Here is a 14,724-nt window from a genome sequence, read left to right as displayed (position 1 = left end):
GCTCAGCGCGGCCGGTACTCGGCGAACTCACTGAAGAACACCCCCTCGCCCTGCGTCAGTGCGGGCAACGCCTGCTCGAACTCGTGCACGGACGCGGCCGGGATCGTGCCGGTGACGGTGCAGCCGGTGGCCGTGACCGTGGGCTCGTCGGGCACCGCGCGAAGCTCCACGAGCTTGCGGAGCACGCCGCTCACCGCGTTCGCCGGGGCCTCGGCTTCGAAGCTGTGCACGGGTTCGTGCACGCGGGTGGCGGCTGCGCGCAGGGCTTCGGCGAGCGTGAGCGCGGTCATGCCGCGGAAGTCGCCGGCCGTGGTGAGTGGCGGGAAGAACGCGGCCTCGGTCAGGGTCACCACGCAGTCGATCACCGGGCGCGGACGGTGGCGCAGCTGTTCGTGCACGGTCTCCTCGATGGCCTTGTGGAACGCCAGCGGCAGTGAGCCGAGGTGCACTGCCAGCCGGTACGCGACGCCGGAGGCGGGCGGACCGGGTTCCACGCGCAGTCCGACGGTGGCCCAGAAGTACACGCGTTGGTCAGGCGCGCGGTGGCCCACGGCGTGGCCCGCACGGCAGAGGCGTTCGACGAGCAGGATGCGGGACTCCTCGAACTCCGCGGCCAGGCCGAAGTCCTCGGCCAGCGTCGAGCGGATCACCTCTTTCTGGACCTCGCCGTAGAGCCGCACGGAGACTTCGTGTTCGTGGCGGCGGACGCTGATCAAGGGGTCCTGTTCGGACAGTCGTTCCAGCGCCGAGTAGAGGGCCACGGCGTCGTCCGGGTCGACGGGCCGCACCACCGTCTCCAGGCTGGGCGGGGCGAAAAATCCGGGCTCGACCAGCGTGCCGGAGGGACCCAGGTGGTCGCCGATCCGCACGTCCTTGAGACCCCACACGCGGGCGACGTCGCCGGCGTGCGCCGGGCCGTCGACCGGGGTGGCGCCGTGTTCGTAGACGCGCACGGCGGACGCGCGGCCGGTCAGCTCGGTGACCGTGCCGTCGGGTTCGCGGCGGTGGAAGGGAAACGGCGTGCGCGGGCTCAGTGAACCCGACCGCACCCGGACGTACGCGATCTTTTCCCCGGCGCGCCCGCGTTCGATCTTGAACACGGTGGCGGCCAGCTCGCCGGCCTCGGTGCGTTCCTTTGCCGGGAACAGCTCCCGCACGCGCGAGACGAGCGCGGCCACGCCCGAGCCGGTGATCGCCGAGCCGAAAACCACCGGGTGCACGGCTCCGCGCGCGACCTGGCGGACCAGGGCCGCTCGGTAGTCCGGCTCGCGTCCCTCCACATAGGACGCCAAGAACTCGTCGTCGTCCGCCAGCGCTTCGGCCAGCTCGTCGCCGGGTGGCAGCGGCACGGGTTTCGCCTGCGGTGTCCCGAGTCCGGTCACGGTGTCGAGTGCGACGCAGCGCGGGGAAAGCCGCGTGCGCAGGGCGTCGAGCAGGGTGGATTCCTGCGCGCCCACGCGGTCGATCTTGTTCACGAACACGAGCACGGGGATGCCGAGGCGTGTCAGGGTCCGCATGAGCACGCGGGTCTGCGCTTGAACGCCGTCGGCCGCGGACACCACGAGCACGGCGCCGTCCAGCACACCGAGGGCGCGTTCGACCTCGGCGATGAAGTCGGAGTGGCCGGGGGTGTCCACGAGCGTGAGCCGGTGCTCGCCTGTGGTCACGGCGACCACAGCCGACTTGATGGTGATTCCGCGGCGGCGTTCTAGCTCCAGGGAGTCGGTCTGGGTGTCGCCGGAGTCGACGCTGCCGAGGTGGCGGATCACGCCGGTCTCGAAGAGCAGGCGCTCGGTCAGGCTGGTTTTACCGGCGTCGACGTGCGCGAGGATGCCAAGGGTGAGTGTCTTCAGTTGCGGGGTCATGAACGGGTGAGGTCCTCATCGATGCGATGGACAGGCCGAACTGGGGTCGGTCGGACTGTCGGCGCATCGGGGTCTCCTCACCGTCTCGAACAGGGCGGTCGGCACGATACCGCTCGGTGACGGACGCGTACAGCGAGTATTTTCCGGTGCCTGTCGGTTTCCTGTCGATCACTCGCCGAAGCGGGCTTCGGCGGCGCCCTCCGACCTACTGTGGGCCGGGACAGTGGGAAGATCACCGATCAGGAGTTTTCATGTTCGCTCGAGTCAAGGACGTCGCACTGCTGCTCGGCCGCATCGGCGTGGCTGTGGTGTTCTTCGCCCACGGCCCGCAGAAGTGGAACAGCGGGGTGGGCGCCACCGCGGACTTCTTCGGCCAGGTCGGCGTGCCGCTGCCCACGATCGCGGCGGTCTTCGTGATCATCCTCGAGGTGCTCGGCTCGATCGCGTTCGTCGCCGGCTTCCTGCTGCCGCTGCTCGCGGTCGGCTACGTCGTCGACATGGCGGGCGCGCTGCTCTCCGTCCACGCGCCCAACGGCCTCACCGGAACGGGCGGCTACGAGCTCGTCCTGGTGCTCGGCCTGGCCGCCCTCGCCCTCGGCTTCAACGGCGGGCGGCTTTCCCTGGACCACGTCCTGTTCTGGCGCAAGCGCGAGGCCCGCGCCACCCCGATGGCCGAGCTGGAAACCGTGTAACCACAGCGTCAGCGGGCTTCGGCCAGCACCGTCCGGATCACGTGCCGGGCGGTGTTCGCCATCGCCGGATTCGTCTCCCGGTAGTACGGCAGGGCGACCAGCGCTTGGGAAAGCGTGCGGGCCCGGCCTCGGGCCCAGGTCGCGTCGTCCACGCCGAGCGCCTCGCGGAAGACCTCCCGCGCACCGGCCGGCAGCAGGTTCCACGCGGGGAACAGATCGCAGGCCGGATCACCCGTCCCCGTGCAGCCGAAGTCGATCACCGAAGTCAGCCGGCCGTTCTCGAGCAGCAGGTTTCCCGGCATGAGATCGGCGTGCAGCCACACCGGCTCTCCGGTCCAGCCCGGCGCGCGCAGCGCGTGCTCCCACACGGCGAGCGCGGCGTCGCAGTCGACGCCCTCCTGAGGCAGGCCGCGGAGTTCGCCGATCGCGGCCCGCGTCCACGGATCGAGCTCGATGAGCGGTCCGCCGCGGTGGGCCCGCGGCGCTCGCGGCACGGTGATGCTCCGCATGGCCGCCACGAACGCGGCCAGGTCCTCGGCCAGCGCCAGCGGCTCGGCGAGCGCTTCCGCTTCGGGGTGTTCACCGGTGCGCCAGCCGTAGACCGACCACGGCCACGGATACCCCTCGGCGGGCTCGCCGGCCCCGGCCACCTCCGGAATGGCGGTCGGCAGGCGCGGGGCGAGGCGAGGCAGCCACTCCTGCTCCACTGCGACGTCCTTCGCCCCGCTTTCGAGCAGCGGCAGTCGCACGGCCAAGTTCTCGCCGAGCCGGTACACGGCGTTGACCGTGCCGCCCGAGGGATGGCGCCGCACGGGCAGCGCCGCCCACCTCGGGAACTGCTCGGCGACCAGCCGCCGGACGAGGTCGTCGTCGAGGGGGTGCGGTTGTGCGGGGGTCATGGCACGTCATCCGACCCGGGGAAACCGTTGGCCGTCAACCGGGTTTCCGCCGCGGCCGGTCAACCGAGGTCGGTGGTGGTGCGTTCGGCGTCGCGTTTGCGGTCGAGCTTCGCTTGGTCCGCGTGGGTGACCTGGACGAGGTGGGCGCTCGCGGCCAGGGGCACGAGGAAGCCGTCCAGGACGCCGTCGGGGATGGTCCAGTCCAGCGTGGACAGGGTGCGGTCGGTGGCGCTCAGACCCAGCTTTTCGGCGCGCGCGCGGGCTTCCGCGAGCACCTCGTCCACTGTGGACGAGCCGAGCGCGGGAGTGTCCCCGGGGATGGGGGACATCGGTGTGAACTGGTCGCCCGACATCCGCGCCTCGGTGAGGTAGTCGAGGGCGCCGCCCGCCGGGGGAGCGGACAGGCCCCGGCCCATCGGGTCGAGGGAGACCACGGCGACGGCCGGGGCGTCGACGGAAGCGTCCGGCCCGATGAACACCACACGCGCGCCGTTGGGTTCGGGAACCACGCGGGCGCCGCACCACCAGGCGCCGAGCAGGATGCCGGCGGTCTGCCAGTGGGCGGGCAGCTGCACGGCGACGTCGTCGCCCGGCTCGACGTCGAACTCGTCGACGAGCCAGTTGGCGGTCTTCGCGGCCCAGTTCAGCGTGGTCGCCACCGACAGCTCGACGCGGCTGCCGAGCTGGTCGTCGTAGTGCGTGATCAGCGGTTTCGCGGGCGACGCCAGCAGCGGGCGCAGCAGCTGTTCCGTAAGGCTCATGAACCCCAGGCTAGCCGGGGCCTCAGTCGACGCAGGGCACGCCGGGGATGCCCGACTGCAGCTGCGCTGCGGGCGCGCCGGCCGCGGCCCCACCGCCGCCGGTGGGCGCACGTCCGACCAGGCCGGCGACGAACTTGCGCACCGCCGCCGGGTCGATCTCGACGATGCTCTGCCCGTCGGCGCTGCGGCCGTTGGCCGTGATCACCGGCACGGTCGTGAAGTTCAGATCGCCGGACGCCACGCCTTTCACCTGCTGCGCGAAGTCGAGCACGTCGAGGCCGTCGTCGAGCGTGATCGAGCGGTGCACGGCGTCCATGAGGCTGCTCATCGTCGACGGGCTGGTCAGCGTGCCCGCCGACAGCACCTGGTGCAGCGCCGAGGACAGGAACGCCTGCTGCCGCACGATCCGGTCGAGGTCGCCGTGGGGCAGGTTCTTGCGCTGGCGTACGAACGAAAGCGCCTCGCCGCCCGACACCGTCTGCACGCCGCGGCGGAAGTCCGCACCCGAGTCCTTGTCCGACGTCGAGTGGTTCAGGCACACCTTCACGCCCCCGAGCGCCTCGGTGAGCAGGTAGAAGCCCAGCAGGTTGATCTCGGCGTAGTGGTCCACCCGGATCTTCGTGAGGTCCTGCACGGTCTGGACCAGTACGCGCCGGCCCTCGCTGTCGGAGTCGCGCTCGATCTTCGCCTGGTCGCGCTCGCCCTTGGCGCGCTCGGCGTCGGCGAACTTGGCCTTCGCCACGCCGTACGCCGAGTTGATCTTCGCCTGGCCGCGGCCAGGGATATCGACCCAGCTGTCCCGCGGGATCGAGACGCCCGACGGCTTGCTGCCGTCCTTCGGGAAGCGCAGCAGGATGATCGTGTCGGTGTTGATCCCCGCCTTCTCCTCGGTGCGCAGCGACTTCAGCATGCTCAGCGGCAGCGGGTTGCCCTGCGCGTCAGTGCGTGCGTCGCTGCCGACGAGCAGGATGTCGGTGGCGCCGTCGTCGGCGGGCGGGGCCGGCGGTTCACCCGCGCGGGGGGTGAGGACGTCGGTGGTGGGGACGTTGCTCTGCAGTTGGTCCTTCGTCACGTATGCGTAACCGGTGGCGCCCAGCGCCAGCACCGAGACGAGCCCGAGCGCGATCCGACGGGTGATCCGGCCGGCGCGGCCCGGACGGACACGCGGGGTCCGCACCGTCGGCTGCGGCAGGTCCAACCGGGGGTAGGGCGACGGCTTCCAGTCGGAAGACTGTGCCGATTCGTCACTGTCCGTGTCCGAATCCGGCGTCTCGGCAGCCTCAGCCGGCTCGACGGCTTCGTCCGACGACAGCTCCGTCGGATCCGCGCCCTCGGCCCGGTCCGGCTTGTCCTCGTTCTCGTCCACCCCACGTACCTCCCCATAGCCCAGCCTAGAGGCCGCCCCCGGCCGCCACGCTGAGTGCCCGACTCTAGTTGACGCAGGGCACTCCGCCGGCCGTAATCGGCGGAGCTGGTGGTGCGGCCGGCGCGCTGGGTTTGGTCGGGGTGCTCGTCACGGTCGGGGTCGACCCCGACCCGGCACCCGCTCCGCGGCGGTCCTTGCCCAGCAGCACGCGCACGTGCCCGGCGGTGACGTCGGAGTCCGGCTCGGCCTCGAGGTCACCGCCGAGGGCCTGGCGGACCAGCGCGAGCGCGGCGTCGTCGGCCGGGTTGTAGCGGATCACCGTGCTCGCCCGGGTGGACAGCTTCGTGTCGCCCGCGAGCTTGAAACCCTTGCCCTGCAACAGGATGTGGGTCTGCGTGGCGACGTCGGCGCCGCTGCCGTCGAACAGCTCGACCGTCACGGCGCCGGCGCCGGGCAGCGTGGCGGGCGTCGAGGTGGGGGTGTCGGGCGTGCCGTCGGAGGTGAGCCGGTCGACTTCCGCCTGCACCTGGGCCGGGTCGACGCGCAGCACGTCGGCGCCGCCGATCACCGCGTTGCCCTGCGTGGGGATGGTGTGGAACTCGACGTTGCCGCCGGTCAGGCCGCGCATCTGCTCCGCGAACTCGGTGAGGTCCCAGCCCTCGGAAAGCACCACGGACTTCTTCACCGCGGCCACGAGCTGCGCGATCTTGGCCGGGTTGGTGAGCACGTCGCCGGAGAGGACCTTGTTGGCCAGCCCCGAGAGGAACGCCTGCTGGCGCGCGATGCGGTCGAGGTCGCCGTTGGGCAGGCCGTAGCGCTGGCGCACGAACGCGAGCGCCTGCACACCCGAGATGCTCTGGCGGCCCGCCGGCAGGTCCACGCCGGACTTCTTCTCCTTCACCGGCGCCTTCAGGCATACGTCCACGCCGTCGATGGCCTTCGTGATCTCGTAGAAGCTCGCGAGGTTCACCTCGGCGTAGCGGTCGATCATGCCCGGCTTGCCGATGAACTTCTCCAGCGTGGCCACGAGGTTCTTGCGACCGGCCACCTTGGACTTCTCGTCGACGTCCTTGAGGTCGGCGTCGCCCTTGTTCTGCAGCGTCTTGAACGTGTCGTTGTAGGCGTACACATAAGCGCTGTTGAGCTTGTGCTTGCCGAAGCCGCCGGTGATCTCCACCCACGAGTCGCGCGGGAACGAGATGGCGACCGCGTGCTCCCCGTTCTGGGGAATGTGCACCAGGATCATCGTGTCGGTCTGCTTTTCACCGTCCGCGATGCCGGCGTGGAGCATGTCGAGCACCTCGCGCGGCAGCGGGTTGCCCTGCGCGTCGGTGCGGCTGTCCTGGCCCACGAGGAGGATGTCGATGGCGCCGTCGAGCGGTTTGGCGTGCGCCTCGGGCTGGTCGAAGATCTGCGTGGTCGTGAACCCGGTCTGCGGGTCGCCGATGAACTGCCAGCCGTACCAGGTCAGCGCCAGGACCACGATCGAGAACATCGAGAGCACGACCTTGCCACCGCGGCGCAGCACCACGAGCACGCCGCGGCCGTGCGTTGCCGGTACCCGCTGCGACGGCAGCGGCGACCCAGGCCACTCGGTCACGCGTTCCTCCCCCACCCATGCCCTCGGGGGCACCGGAGTGCCTCCAGGAGACTCTACCGAGTCTCGTGTGAGTCATCCGTAGTCTGGTGGTCGGATTGCCCGGTCGGGCACGAGAAGCGGGCACGAAGGGTGGAGAAGGATGCGAGTCCTGGTCACGGGCGGTGCAGGGTTCATCGGATCGCACTACGTCCGGCAGGTGGTTTCGGGTGCCTACCCGACGCTGCGTGACGCCGAGGTCGTGGTGCTGGACAAGCTCACCTACGCCGGCAACGAGGCGAACCTCGACCCGGTCGCCGGCAGCCCCCGCCTGCGGTTCGTCCGCGGCGACATCTGCGACGCCCCCCTGGTCTCGGACCTGATGCGCGGCGTCGACCTGGTGGTGCACTTCGCGGCGGAGTCGCATGTGGACCGTTCGATCCTGGGCTCGGCCGACTTCGTGCTCACCAACGTGCTGGGTACCCAGAGCCTGCTGCAGGCCGCGCTGGAGGCGGGCGTCGGCAAGTTCGTGCACGTGTCCACCGACGAGGTCTACGGGTCCATCGCGGACGGTTCGTGGTCGGAAGACCACGTGCTGGAGCCGAATTCGCCGTACTCGGCCTCGAAGGCGTCGTCGGACCTGATCGCGCGCTCCTTCTTCCGCACGCACGGGCTGCCCGTGTGCGTCACGCGGTGCTCGAACAACTACGGCCCGTACCAGTTCCCTGAAAAGGTCGTCCCGCTCTTCGTCACCAACCTCCTCGACGGGCTGAAAGTGCCCCTCTACGGCGACGGCCTGAACGTGCGCGACTGGCTCCACGTCGACGACCACTGCCACGGCATCCAGCTCGTCGCCGACGGCGGGCGGGCCGGCGAGATCTACAACATCGGCGGTGGCACGGAGCTCACCAACCGCGAGCTCACCGGCCGGCTGCTCGACGCGGTGGGCGTCGGCTGGGAGCGGGTGGAGCCCGTGGAAGACCGCAAGGGCCACGACCGGCGCTACAGCGTCGACATCAGCAAGATCAGCTCCGAGCTCGGTTACGCTCCGCGGGTGTCCTTCGAGGACGGTCTGGCGGGTACGGTGCGCTGGTACGCCGACAACCGCGCGTGGTGGGAGCCGCTGAAGGGCCGCGCCGCGCTCGGCACGTCCTGACGTTCTCGAAGTTTCCTGTGTGGAGGTAAGACGGTGCGGCTCGCTCTGCTCGTCCCCGGCGGTTCCGGCCAGCTCGGCCGCGACCTGGCAGCGCTCGCGGGTTCCGAGGTGGAGGTGGTCGCGCCGGCTTCGGCGGAGCTGGATCTCCGCTCGGCCGGTGAGGTCGTCAGGGCGCTCGACGCCCTGGTTTCCCGCGCCGCCGCCTCGGGTGCGGCCCCGGTGGTCTTGAACGCGGCGGCCTACACGGCAGTCGACGCGGCCGAGCAGGACGAGGTTCGTGCGTTCGGCGTGAACGCCGACGGGCCGCGGGTGCTCGCCGCGGTGTGCTCGTCGCGGCGGGTGCCGCTGGTGCACGTGTCGACGGACTACGTGTTCCCGGGCGACGCTTCGCGGCCGTACGAGGTCACGGACGAGCTGGGCCCGAAGAGCGCGTACGGGCGGACCAAGGCGGCCGGCGAGGACGCGGTGCTCGGATCCGGCGCGTCGGCCTGGGTGGTGCGCACGAGCTGGGTCTACGGCAAGAACGGGGCCAATTTCGTCAAGACCATCCAGCGGCTGGAGGGCGAGAAGGAGCAGCTGACCGTGGTGGACGACCAGGTCGGGTCGCCGACGTGGTCCGCGGACCTGGCCGGTGGGCTGGTGGAGCTGGCCGGGCGGATCGCGGCCGGCGAGGGTCCGTCGTCGCGGGTGCTGCATTGCACGGGCGAGGGCGAGGTGACGTGGTGCGGGTTCGCGAAGGCGATCTTCGAGGAGATCGGCGCTGATCCCGAGCGGGTGCGGCCGTGCACGACCGAAGAGTTTCCGCGGCCGGCGCCGCGGCCCGCGTATTCGGTGCTGTCCAATGCATCCTGGCGCGAGGCGGGGCTGACGCCGTTGCGGCCGTGGCGCGAGGCGCTGGCGGAGTACTTCCGGAGCTGACTCGTGAGGGCGCGCGCCGGTTCCGTCGGCGGGCGCCCTCACGAGCGGATCAGCGGTCGGCGGCCCGGCGGTAGGCCTCGACGGTCAGCGTCGCGCAATTGCGCCAGGTGAAGCCGGCGGCGTGCGTGCGGCGGGCCGTGGACGTGGCCGTCGCGTGCGGATCGAGCACGGCTTGCCGCAACGCCGTCGCCAACCCGTCGACGTCGTCGTAGGGCACGAGCGTCGCACACGGACCGGCCACTTCCCGCAGCGCCGGAATGTCCGTGCAGACCACGGGAACGTCGGACGCCATGGCCTCCAGCACCGGCAGCCCGAAGCCCTCGTCACGTGAGGGCAGCACCAACGCGGCCGCCCCGGCGACGACGGTCCTGAGGTCCACATCGGACAGATAGCCCGTCTGCCCGGACCGCGGCAGCCGCGGGAACGGACCCGGCCCGGCGAAGACCAGCGGCGGCAGATCAGGCGCCGACGCGTGTGTGCGGGCCAGCCAGTCGAGGCCCTTGCGCGGCCCGGCGGCACCGGCGAACAGCAGGTACTTCTCGGGCAGGCGAAGCTTCGCGCGCTGGCCGTCGTCCGGCGGGCGCGCGGTGAACCACGCCGGGTTCACGCCGAGCGGGGTGACGACGATCTTGTCGCGCGAGACGTCCAGGCGCTCGGCCACCGAGTCGGCGACGGCCGAGGTGGGTGTGCAGATCACGTCGGCGCGGCGGGCGCCGCGGCGCACCAGCTCCGGCAGCGTCCGGTCGGACGGCGCGAGCTCACCGGGTTCGTCGAGGAAAGCCAGGTCGTGGATGGTCAGCACGCCGGCGGCGCGCAGGCGGCCGGGGAGGACGAAGTTGGTGCCGTGGACGACGTCGGTGGGGCCGGCGAACAACTCGACCGGCGGGAGCTCGGAACGCAGCCACGCGCGGCGCAACAGCCGCGCGGGCACCGGCATGCCACGGGCCCGCGCGCCGTGGGGCAGGACGCCGCGCAGCTTTCGCCAGCCGCGCAACGTGAACGCCACCGCGCGAGGGTCCACTTCGGACATCGACGCCAGTTCCTCGCTCAACGCCGCCGTGTAGCGGCCGATGCCCGTGCGGGAGCCGAGCAGCGGGGTGCCGTCGAGCAGCACGCGCAGCGGTCGGTCAGCCACGGCGCAACCGTTGCCGGGCGACCTTCACGACGCGGCCGCCGACGCGGCGGGCCAGCTCGCTCGGGCCGCCCTGCGCGAGGTACTCGCGGACGAGGTCGACGTCGCGGCGGACCAGCGCCGTGCCGCGGACCGGGGCGGTGGTCGTGAGGTCCGCGGTGCCCGGCAGCCGGTCGGCGGCGGGCCGCGGGTTGCGGCAGAACTCCACCAGGGGCTTCAGCGCCTCCGGCCACGCGTAGCGGCGCGCGACCTCGGCGATCCGCTCGACGCAGCCGGCCGCGAACTCCTCGTCGTACAGCGACTTCTCCAGCGCGGCTGCCAGCGCCTCCGCGTCCTCGGCCGGCACGACGACCCCGAGCCGCTCGGTGCGGACGAGGTCGGCGAACGCGTCGCCGTCGGTGGTGACGATCGGCAGGCCCGCCCACAGGTAGTCGAGCACGCGCGTGCGGAAGGCGAACGTGGTCTCGACGTGCTCGTAGTGCGTGGTCACGCCGCAGTTGGCGTCGAGCAGCCAGTTCTGGCGCTCGCCGTAGGGCACCCACTGCTCGTTGAAGAACACGTGCTTGTCGGTGAGGCCCAAAGAGTCGGCCAGGCGGATGGTGCGGGCGCCGATGTCCATTTCGGCGACCTCGGGGTTCGGGTGCTTCATGCCCAGGAACACGAGCCGTGCGTCGTCCCGGTTCTGGCGGAGCAGATCCATCGCGCGGATGAGCGTGAGCGGGTCGAACCAGCTGTACACGCCGCCGGCCCACAGCACCACGCGGTCGGACTCGCCGAGGCCCAGCGACGCGCGCAGGCCGGGGCCGGTGCGCACGGGTTCCTGCGGCGAAAGGCCGAAGGGGACCACGGCCAGCAGTGACTGCGTGGTCGGGTCGGCGTCGTAGAGCCGCGGCGACAGCCGGCCCAGCGCGGCGAGGTGGCCCAGCCAGAAGTGGCGCTGCCGCTCTGACGCGCAGAGGAAGAAGTCGGCGCGCTCCAGCTGTGCGTCGAGGACCTTCGTGACGCCCGCGAGGTCGAGCGCGCGCTGGTCGTCGGCCACGCCCTTGCCCTGCTCCAGGAGCTCGAGGTGCATGGGGTCGTAGACGTCGGCGACCACGATCTTGTTCGCGTGCTGCTTCTTCAGCGTCGGCGCGAGCTCCAGGACGTGGCCCTGCAGGATGATCACGTCGGCCCACTCGACGGGCGCGTCCAGGTCGCGGAACTTACCCGAGCTGATCTTGAAGGCCGCGGGTGGCGGCGACAGCAGCGGGTTGGTGGTCATCAGGTGCACTTCGTGCTCGGCGGCGAGCGTGGCGGCGATGTTCCACGCGCGGATCGCCGGGCCGGCCATGCGCTCGGTGATCGAGTCGCCCGTGAGCACGAGGATTTTGCGGCGCCGGCCGAACACGGCCTCGATGCCGAAGGCTGCCACGAGGATGTCGTGGGCGCGCAGGTAGTCGGGCAGGGGATACGCGGGCTCCAAAGCCTTGCGCAGCAAGGGAAGCAGGTCGGCGTCGGTGCGCACGCGAGCGGCCTGCTCCTCGGCGCGGGACTCGGCGAGCGACGGCATCATCTCCACGAACCGGTCGATGGCCAGCACACCCGCGACCGTCGTCCGGGGCACCGCGAGATCGCCCGTCTCGACCGGGCCGACGCCCTTTTCGAGGTTGAGCTGCTCGGGGTCCAGCCCGCCGCGGGCGGTGGCGCGCCGGACCGCCAGTGCGAGCGCCGCGGGCAGGGCCTTGGCTAGCGACTCGTCGGACAGGTTCTTGTAGAGCGCGGCGAGCGCGTTGCGTTCCAGCAGGAAGGTCTCGCGGCCGGTCTCGGGCGCGTCGACGGCCGACATCGTGCCGTGGTGGCGGTGATACGCCAGCGATTCCGGCACGTAGCGCACGCGCCAGCCGCGCAGGTTCAGCCGCCAGCCCAGGTCGACGTCCTCGTAGAACATGAAGAATCGTTCGTCGAAGCCGCCGAGCTCGGCGAACACCGAAGCGCGCACGAACATCGCCGAGCCGGTGCCGAACAGGACGTCCTTGGCGACGTCGTGCTCCGCCTCGGGCACGTCGGCCAGCGGGCTGCCCGCGTGACGCTTGTAGCCCATGCCGAACCAGGTCAGGCCCGCGTCGACGAAGTCGGTGCCGGTGCCGTCCCAGTCGACGACCTTGCTGGCCACCGCCGCGACGGTCGGCTGCGCCCGCAGCTCCGCGACGGCCGCGGAGACCCACGCGGGCGCTGGGCGCGCGTCATTGTTGAGGAAGGCGAGGACGGTGCCTCCCGCGTGCTTCGCGCCGAGGTTGCAGCCCCCGGCGAAGCCGCTGTTCACGGGCGACTCGATCAGCGTCACGTCCGGCACGGCGGCGCGGATGCGCTCGGCGTCGTCGCCCCCGGAGGCGTTCTCGACGCAGATCAGCTCGACGTGCTCGTAGTCCAGCTCGGCCGACAGCGCGCGAAGGCAGGTGATTGTGTCTTCGGCGCCGCGGTAGTTCACCACGATCACCGAGACGAGCGGTTGCGGTTCCCCCAGCGGCAAAACGAGCTCCTGTCCGTGATGTCGGGCCCGCCCAGCTTAAAGGCCCGCCCAGGCGTCCCAGATCGCCCCTCGGCCGAGGGTGGTGATCGCGCCTGTGCGTCTGCGGGCGCGCAGGGTGGCAGGGAGCCTGATCGCGACTTCGGCCAGCACACGAGCGCGAAGGCCGACGTGGAAGTTGGCGGCGTCGGACTTGTTGCGGCGGAGGGGGAGCAGGGCGGTGATCAGGGCGAAGCGGACGATTTCGCGCACGGCGATCGCGGCCGGGGCGCAGCGCAGGAGCATGAGGAGACGGTTGCGTTCGTTCCAGCGGTGGAACAGGGGCGAGCCGGGTTTCGTGCTCGCGCCGTGGAGGTGGCGGACGCGGGCCTTCGGGGCCGAGACGACGTGCCACCCGGCCAGGCGCAGGCGCCACGCGGTGTCGGTGTCTTCGTAGTAGCAGAAGAAGCTCGCTGGGACGCCGCCGACGGCGCGCACGGCGTCGGCCCGCAGGAGCGCGGCGCCGCCGCAGAAGCCGAACACCTCGTCGACGGATTCGGTGAGGTCGGCGCCGTGGCCGTCGGCGGTGAGGCGGACGCCGGTCGACTGCGTGGTGCCGTCGGCGAGCTCCAGGTGGCTCGTGACGGCGGCGGCGAGCGGCTGTTCGTCGAGGGTGTCTTCGAGCTCGGCGAGCCAGGTGGGTTCGGGCGCGGCGTCGTCGTTGAGCCAGGCGATGGTCGGCGTTGTCGTGCGCTCGAGGGCCACGGCCATCGCGCCCGCGTAGCCCGTGTTGCGCCTGAGCCGGACGACCTGCGGGTTCGACGGGTGGGCCGTCAGGAGGGCGGCCGTGCCGTCGTCGGAGGCGTTGTCGATCACGAGCGTCCGATGTGGACGCGTCTGGGCGGCGAGGGCGTCGAGGCAGGCTTCGACGTGAGCCGCGCCACGCCAGGTGACCACGACGACGGTGCTGCCGGTTTCCGCGCTGGTCACCTGGGTGAGAATAGCGGCGTGCCCGAACTGGTAGTGCTCGCCGAGCAGCTGCTCGCCCCCGTCCCGGGTGGTACGGGCCGATACACCGCCGAACTGCTGCCCGCGCTGGCGCGCACCGCGCCGCCGGGCTGGACGGTGTCGAGCGTGGTCGCGCGCCACAGAGACGACGCGGCGGTTTCCTCCATTGAGTTCGAAGGCGTCGAGGGGCCGCGCGTGCTCCCGGTGCCGCCGCGCGCCCTGGTCGGCCTGTGGCAGCTCGGCGTGCCCTGGTGGCCGGGCGGCGACGCGGTCCACGCGCCGACGCCCTTCGCGCCGCCGCGCCCGCCCGCGGGCCGGACGCTCACCGTGACCGTCCACGACACCGTGCCGTGGACGCACCCCGAGACCCTGACCGCCCGCGGCGTGAGCTGGCACCGGTCGATGATCGCGCGGGCGGCGCGCCGGGCGTCGACCTTGATCGTGCCCACGCGAGCGGTGGCCGACGAGCTGGCCGTGCTGGTGGACGTGACCGTGCCGGTGCGCGTCGTGCCCCACGGCGTGACAGTGCCTCAGGGTTCGGCGGCGCTCGATCTGCCGTCGAAGTACGTCTTGGCCATCGGCACGATCGAGCCGCGCAAGGGCATCGACGTGCTGGTGGACGCCGTCGCCGCGGTGGGCGATGTCGCCCTGGTGTTCGCCGGGCAGCCCGGCTGGGGCGGCATCGACCCGGTGCAGGTCGCGGCTTCGCGCGGCCTGACGGACGTGCACGTCCTGGGCAAGGTCACGGACGCGGAACTGGCCACGGCCCTGCGTGGCGCGAGCGTCCTGGCCGTGCCCAGTTTGGCGGAGGGCTTCGGGCTGCCGGTTTTGGAGGCGATGGCCTCCGGAGTGCCTGTGGTGCACAC

The 14,724-nt window shown here is 71.6% G+C and carries 12 protein-coding genes; 4 read left to right on the top strand and 8 right to left on the bottom strand.

Translation table 11 applies throughout. The features are described from left to right. Positions 1-2 precede the first annotated feature (2 nt). Positions 3-1,865 carry a translation factor GTPase family protein gene (locus AB0383_RS12435; protein WP_364186686.1) on the bottom strand — a complete coding sequence of 621 codons (1,863 nt, stop codon included), beginning with the start codon at positions 1,863-1,865 and terminating at the stop codon, positions 3-5. 251 nt (positions 1,866-2,116) lie between these two features. Here AB0383_RS12435 and AB0383_RS12430 point away from each other — a divergent pair, with 251 nt between their 5' ends. Beyond that, complete coding sequence (locus AB0383_RS12430) at positions 2,117-2,557, top strand: DoxX family protein (protein WP_366186971.1); 441 nt, start codon at positions 2,117-2,119, stop codon at positions 2,555-2,557. Positions 2,558-2,565: 8 nt separating this feature from the next. Here the strand turns inward: AB0383_RS12430 and AB0383_RS12425 are convergent, their stop codons facing one another. The 4 genes from AB0383_RS12425 to AB0383_RS12410 form a co-directional block, all read right to left on the bottom strand. Next, on the bottom strand, positions 2,566-3,456 hold the full coding sequence (locus AB0383_RS12425) for an aminoglycoside phosphotransferase family protein (RefSeq protein WP_366186969.1): 891 nt from the start codon (positions 3,454-3,456) through the stop codon (positions 2,566-2,568). Positions 3,457-3,515: 59 nt separating this feature from the next. Continuing rightward, positions 3,516-4,217, bottom strand: coding sequence for a TIGR03089 family protein (locus AB0383_RS12420; protein ID WP_364186681.1), 702 nt, complete (start codon positions 4,215-4,217; stop codon positions 3,516-3,518). Positions 4,218-4,239: 22 nt separating this feature from the next. Then, positions 4,240-5,394 (bottom strand): LCP family protein, encoded by a 1,155-nt coding sequence (locus AB0383_RS12415; RefSeq protein ID WP_364186803.1) that lies wholly within the window; start codon positions 5,392-5,394, stop codon positions 4,240-4,242. 253 nt (positions 5,395-5,647) lie between these two features. After that, complete coding sequence (locus AB0383_RS12410) at positions 5,648-7,183, bottom strand: LCP family protein (RefSeq protein ID WP_366186966.1); 1,536 nt, start codon at positions 7,181-7,183, stop codon at positions 5,648-5,650. A gap of 139 nt (positions 7,184-7,322) precedes the next feature. On the opposite strand from AB0383_RS12410, the gene rfbB reads away from it, so the two are divergent. Both rfbB and rfbD read left to right on the top strand, forming a co-directional pair. After that, positions 7,323-8,315, top strand: coding sequence for a dTDP-glucose 4,6-dehydratase (gene rfbB / locus AB0383_RS12405; RefSeq protein WP_366186964.1), 993 nt, complete (start codon positions 7,323-7,325; stop codon positions 8,313-8,315). Positions 8,316-8,348: 33 nt separating this feature from the next. Beyond that, positions 8,349-9,233: a dTDP-4-dehydrorhamnose reductase gene (rfbD, locus tag AB0383_RS12400; RefSeq protein WP_366186962.1), complete on the top strand. Its 885-nt coding sequence runs from the start codon at positions 8,349-8,351 to the stop codon at positions 9,231-9,233. A gap of 49 nt (positions 9,234-9,282) precedes the next feature. Here the strand turns inward: rfbD and AB0383_RS12395 are convergent, their stop codons facing one another. Genes AB0383_RS12395 through AB0383_RS12385 form a run of 3 tightly spaced genes read right to left on the bottom strand, consistent with a single transcriptional unit; the run spans position 9,283 to position 13,840 of the window. Beyond that, positions 9,283-10,368, bottom strand: a complete 1,086-nt coding sequence (locus AB0383_RS12395) for a glycosyltransferase family 1 protein (protein ID WP_364186670.1) — start codon at positions 10,366-10,368, stop codon at positions 9,283-9,285. Then, positions 10,361-12,874, bottom strand: coding sequence for a glycosyltransferase (locus AB0383_RS12390; RefSeq protein ID WP_366186959.1), 2,514 nt, complete (start codon positions 12,872-12,874; stop codon positions 10,361-10,363). Before AB0383_RS12390 ends, AB0383_RS12395 begins: the two co-directional genes overlap by 8 nt. Before the next feature lie 36 nt (positions 12,875-12,910). After that, a complete protein-coding gene (locus AB0383_RS12385; RefSeq protein ID WP_366186957.1) occupies positions 12,911-13,840 on the bottom strand; it encodes a glycosyltransferase family 2 protein in 930 nt (309 codons plus the stop codon). An 18-nt stretch (positions 13,841-13,858) separates the two neighbouring features. Here AB0383_RS12385 and AB0383_RS12380 point away from each other — a divergent pair. Beyond that, positions 13,859-14,724 (top strand): glycosyltransferase family 1 protein (locus AB0383_RS12380; RefSeq protein ID WP_366186955.1); only part of this gene is annotated, 866 nt, incomplete at its 3' end.

This window comes from Amycolatopsis sp. NPDC051373 (assembly GCF_040689465.1).
Taxonomy (GTDB): domain Bacteria; phylum Actinomycetota; class Actinomycetes; order Mycobacteriales; family Pseudonocardiaceae; genus Amycolatopsis.
Note: the sequence above shows the minus strand (reverse complement) of the source record. Positions and strands in the feature narration are given on the sequence as shown.